This window comes from Desulfonatronospira sp. MSAO_Bac3 (genome assembly GCF_003838035.1).
In the GTDB taxonomy this organism is placed as follows: Bacteria; Desulfobacterota; Desulfovibrionia; order Desulfovibrionales; family Desulfonatronovibrionaceae; genus Desulfonatronospira; species Desulfonatronospira thiodismutans.
In genome coordinates, this window is sequence record NZ_QYZY01000311.1 from 1 (window position 1) to 5,124 (window position 5,124).

Genomic DNA, 5,124 nt, shown 5'->3' on the forward strand with positions numbered 1-5,124 from the left:
AGCCCCACTTTTCCGGGTTCTGCCAACCCTGGAAAACAGCCCTGGCAGATTGAATTTCTTATTGGCTGAAGTTACAAACTCTAAAGCGGTATTAGGGTTTTGTGATACTTTCTGGAACCGTCTCGGATCTCTATTGATTTCTCCATCATTCAGCCTATTCCTGGTACTAGCACTCATTTCCAAAAACTTGTCTTTATAATACCCAGGCTGGGCTTCTGCCGGTCTATAGGAAAAGGGAGTATTTTTGCCTTCACCTCCAGCAGGCCACCAGCTTACATATGTCTGGTAAACCTCACCATCTTTGTTGGTGCGGATTTTCAGAGCGGCATGTCCAGGGCTCTTCATACCGTGATAAGGCCAGATCAAAACTTCTGCTTCACTTTCATATATACGCATGTTTCCTCCTGTTTCAGTAACTACGGATTCAGCATATGCAATAATTCATTGATTTCTGGGAACATTCAGCGAACCACATTCAGGGGGATGCCGAAACCGGTCTGAGGACAGCCCCCTGGCCTTATGCCATTAGTCATCGCCGCCATCCCCTGAATAGTTACGCTGACATTATAGTGGTAAGTCAAGAACCAGGCTGGAATTGCAGCAAATCCCGTTCAAGCGGTATTGATGTCAATCCGTGCCCATCGATAGCTCGTAAGTAACCTTTCAGGAAGATGCCGGAACCGGTCTGGGGACAGTGAGCACTTATTTTTTCTGATGAAAAATTTACATGTAATCAATTCAAAATAGACCGTATAAATTCAACATCTTTAACAACCACCCATAAAAGACATTTAACAGCTACTTCTCTGTCACCACCATGAGCAAGATAATAGTTGCATGCAGATACTACATTAAATGCCTTTTGGACTGTCTGACGTAAGTGTAATGATTTCTCTTTAGAACTTACACTGTCCATATATTCAAATGAATTGCGATAAACATTTAATGCTTCGTCTACATGTATTATACGTTTTCGCTTTGCAAAAAAACCAGATCTGGAAAACTTTACCCATTCATCCTGGCTGATTATCTTTGAATCCTTTGTGTATTTTTCAGGCAATAATGTTTCTGTATTCGAACTATTTCCTTGGATAAACATCTTTATAGTGTTCAAGTTTTTTAGCGATACATATGTTCCTGTGCCACCGACGCGTTTAACCCAATGCTGACCATTTTTTATATTTACACCATAACTTTTGACACTCTGAGTATCTGAGGCTTGATTTACCAGACCCATGCTTTGAGGATGTGCTTGTGGTGGGATGTCAAAATATTTTTTAACATATTTATCACTCCATCCCGGCATTTTTTCTTTTAAAATAACATAACTAGAATTTTTAACATCAATATCAAAATCATTTTGAGACCTGCATGACTTATATCTACCAAATTTCTTTAAAATATCATAACAGTAATGCTCATGATCATTTAAAAAGAGATCTGGCATGCTTGTATGTAAAATTCGATTCATCTTTCTCACTTTTCTTTCCTGGTAACCACCTCCGACTATTTTACCACCATAAAAGCTTGATGCACTACGTTCACGAATTAACTCTTTGGAGGAATTGATAATTTTATAGTAATGCAGGATATCTTCAACATTTTGAATAGGATCATCCATATAGCTTTGACTAAAAACTGTTCCATGATAAGATAAAAAATTTTTTGATATATGGCGTACCATATCAGACACTGCAAGCGAGCCTGGATCGACTTCACTCAATTTTTTAAAAGCTCCAACTACTGTAGAATGATTGCCCGGGAAAGGAAGAAAATGTATTGAAGGTGGTAGTGGGGGATTAGATGGCGGGTTATGGATTTTATGTTTGTCTTCTCCGCCTCGATACTTTTTTAAGTTAATTACAGCGCCTGGCTCCGGACAGATTATTTCTGTTCTGTCAATAGGTTGAAAGTTTTTACGGTCATCGTCCAAGGCAATGATGGCAAGATAATACTGCACATTGGGAGGAATCATCTTCATATCGTATGTAACTTCTGTTGTTCCCCCAGGTACAGGATCAACCGCCAGAATATTGATTTTGACCTGATACTTAAGGTCATCAAAAATCCGGTTGGCTATACGAAGACAGGTGACAGCGCCCCTGCTCCATCCTACAAGGTTTACAATTTCTGGAGGACGCCTTTCTAAGGTAAGCTGCAAAATTATATTCATTACCTTAGTCACGTTGTCATCCCAGCCTATTCCCCAAACACGGCCAGCAAACCCATCTGTCCGGTATGTATCTCCTTTGGCTTCTTCTGCAAACGATCTATGTCCAGTAGCACTGGAGCGCGGAGATCGTCCCAAGACAGAAAAAAGATTAGGTCGTGATGGATCTCGCTCTGTTTTTTTTTCTCCGGTCAATGGGTTCAGAAAACCTGGCGTGCTATATTGATAACCCCTGCTTGTTTTTTCAAGATTTTCTGATCCAGGCCCCATATTGATCATGTATGTGACCTCCTGAGCATTTTCAATCTTATACTCTCCGTCACTGTCCATGGTCATTCTGGCTTCCTGCCCTTTGGGCATGAGATTATGCAAAAAAGTCACTGACATGATAATTTTTATCAGGGTGATAGTCTGTTCCATGGTTGAATACTGTAAAGACAAATGGCTTATGCATTGGTCGTGCCTCCTTGGGTGAAAATGCATTCAATCAATACGATAAAGTCAAACACTTGTAGCCATTCAGAGTAATGCATGATACCGGCTTGGGTAGCCATGCAGAAGAATTTGGATACTGGTCTTCGGAGAGTCCCCTGGACTTTTGCCATTACCCACCATTGAGAACCCTTTTGATGGCTACGATCACTTCACCCCACCACAGCCTGAAACCTGCCAATCTGACGGAACAGTTGATTTTTGGCCTTTTTGTGCAGTTTGCCACTCAGGTACTGATCCCTGGACCATTCCTGATCCATCTCCCCTGCCTGGATCATCCGGGGAAAGAGCGGCAGAAATTCTATTTTGTGTGGCAGGTAGTATGCTCCAAGCTCCCTGGAAATTGTCCGGCGCAGGTGGTCCCGGATCTGGGCCTGGCCGGGATTCATAGTGCCGTCATTTCTGATGCAGGCTGCGGTAAAGACCACCAGTACCCGGCGGGAATCATCCCTGGCGGCATAACCCGGCAGGGTAATGAGCAGGCAAAGCACTCCCCGGGGCAGAGCACTGGCTGCTACTTCCTGGACCATGTTTTCCGGAAAATGCAGTCCATCCTGGTCCACATGAGGAGGTCGAATATAGTTCCACACCTGCCCCTGAGGGGCTATAACTGCTGGTGCAGGCAACGTGGTTTCGAGTTGTGTCTCATCATGACCAGCTAGATTGCGGGCAATACTTTGAACCAGGACCCCCCAGTCGCCCATGGACGGGGTGGATGGGTCTGTAATGTCCCTTAGGTGCCAGAGGCTGCCAGGGGCCGGCAGGACATGGTTGTGCGCAATACCCATTCGTCTGGGCGAAATCAGGCAGCACCCTCCCAGAACCGGGGTCCAGGCCAGGTTGGATGCATAGCTTTTTTTGAGATCCATGGCCTCTATCCAGTCCATCCAGGGTGTGATATCCACAGTCTCCCCGGGATGGCGGAACCAGTGCTCACAGCTCTTGCGCAGACTCAAGGGCTCCTTCAGCAGGATATCTCTAAGCCCGCGGCTTATTCCCAGGACCTTGCAGGGCACAGATAATATCCGCCGGGGATCTTCGCGAATCTGCTCCAGGGTCATGTGCACAATAGTTCCGGCGTTCAGCAGGCTTGCCAGCAGCATGGAAGGCCAGGTTGTCAGGGGATTAAATCCAGGAGCAGCAAAAAACTCCCCCGGACGAAGCCCCAGGGCTATCAGACCGTCACGCATGGCCCCGAGATACAGGGTATCCGAGCTGACAGCCCGGGGCATATCCGGCTCCATGGAGCTAGGGTCAAAGAGAAGTGCGGCAGTGCTTCCAGAGGGATAGACGCTGGATATGGTTTCCGGGTAGTTATCTGATGAGGAGGACGAGACAGTCCAGGGCAGTACCCTGGAGGCATAAGCGCGCAACTGGGCGGCGTGCAGGCTGTCCATAACCAGGTGATCCGGATCTAAGGCCTTTAGACGCCTCTGCACCAGCCAGCGTCCCTGCGGAGGCACAAAGGAAAACACCAGGCCCAGTTTTAAAGCAGCCAGCAGTGCAGCAGCCAGTTCAGGACCGGGATGAAGCACTAAGGCCACCAGCTGACCGTTCTTTGCCCCGGCACCAGCCCAGGCCCGGCTTAGAAGGGCAGCCTGACGACCCAGTTCCGCATAAGAAAGGGACTGGGCCCGGCCCTTGCTATCCAGCACCTGCATGGCCTGAAGCGGTCTGTCTTTGAACCGGCCTGCCAGATCATAAAAAAAGTCATAATGCCTGAACAGCTCGCTTTTGACCCGGCCCGGCACCTGGCGCTGGTGGGCCTGCACAAGTCCGTGCCAGAAAGAACCAGGATTTTCCCAGGAGGATTCCAGCCAGGCGATGTTGTCCGGCCCCTGTATCCCGGGGCAGCACAGGCTGTTCTCTATAGCCGCAAGGTCCAGGGGATTTTGGTCTTCAAGCATGGTCTACCCTTTTATGTCCTGAGCAGGACCGGATAAATCAGTAACGTTGAAATCTGCGGAATATGCTCCTGCGGCCTTCGATGACGACTGATTGATCCTGGATGCTTATTCTATAGGTGTCGTCCAGGGGCTGGGGCATGAGGTGACGCCAGTCATCCGATTGTTCTGAAAACAGAAAGTAAAAGGCCACCGGGTTCTGACGGGGCTGGACCACATCAATCTTTTCATCCCTGCCGGGAAGAATGGGGAAAACACCCAGGATGTCCGGATCCGCCGGATCACCGAACACTTTGGACGCCACGTGGGAATATGTATGTTCAAGGTACTGCTCTTCGTCCGTGGAGCGCACCATCAGGTAGAAAATCCGCCCGCTGTTGGCGCTTGCATCCGGCTCTATCCTGAGAGTCATCTCCGCAGGCGGAGGGTCCCCTCTCCTTAATCCGCACCCTGTCAGCCCGGCACCCACTATGCTCAGGCACAGAAACACCGCCAGCATGGATACAGACTGCCGCGAAAATGTTCGCGCCCCCGGTTTTACAGCACCAGACAGATATA

General features: G+C 48.0%; 3 protein-coding genes and 1 pseudogene. All 4 read right to left on the reverse strand.

Translation table 11 applies throughout. The features are described 5' to 3' along the window. A pseudogene (locus D5S03_RS10930) lies at positions 1-396 on the reverse strand (hypothetical protein); the annotation flags it as partial. Positions 397-733: 337 nt separating this feature from the next. After that, the gene (locus D5S03_RS10935) at positions 734-2,506 is read right to left on the reverse strand and encodes a hypothetical protein (RefSeq protein WP_287043993.1); all 1,773 of its coding nucleotides are present in this window, start codon (positions 2,504-2,506) and stop codon (positions 734-736) included. A gap of 308 nt (positions 2,507-2,814) precedes the next feature. After that, positions 2,815-4,569 (reverse strand): AMP-binding protein, encoded by a 1,755-nt coding sequence (locus D5S03_RS10940; protein ID WP_008870032.1) that lies wholly within the window; start codon positions 4,567-4,569, stop codon positions 2,815-2,817. A gap of 37 nt (positions 4,570-4,606) precedes the next feature. Continuing rightward, positions 4,607-5,124: hypothetical protein (locus tag D5S03_RS10945; RefSeq protein WP_287043995.1), on the reverse strand; the 518-nt coding region annotated here is incomplete at its 5' end.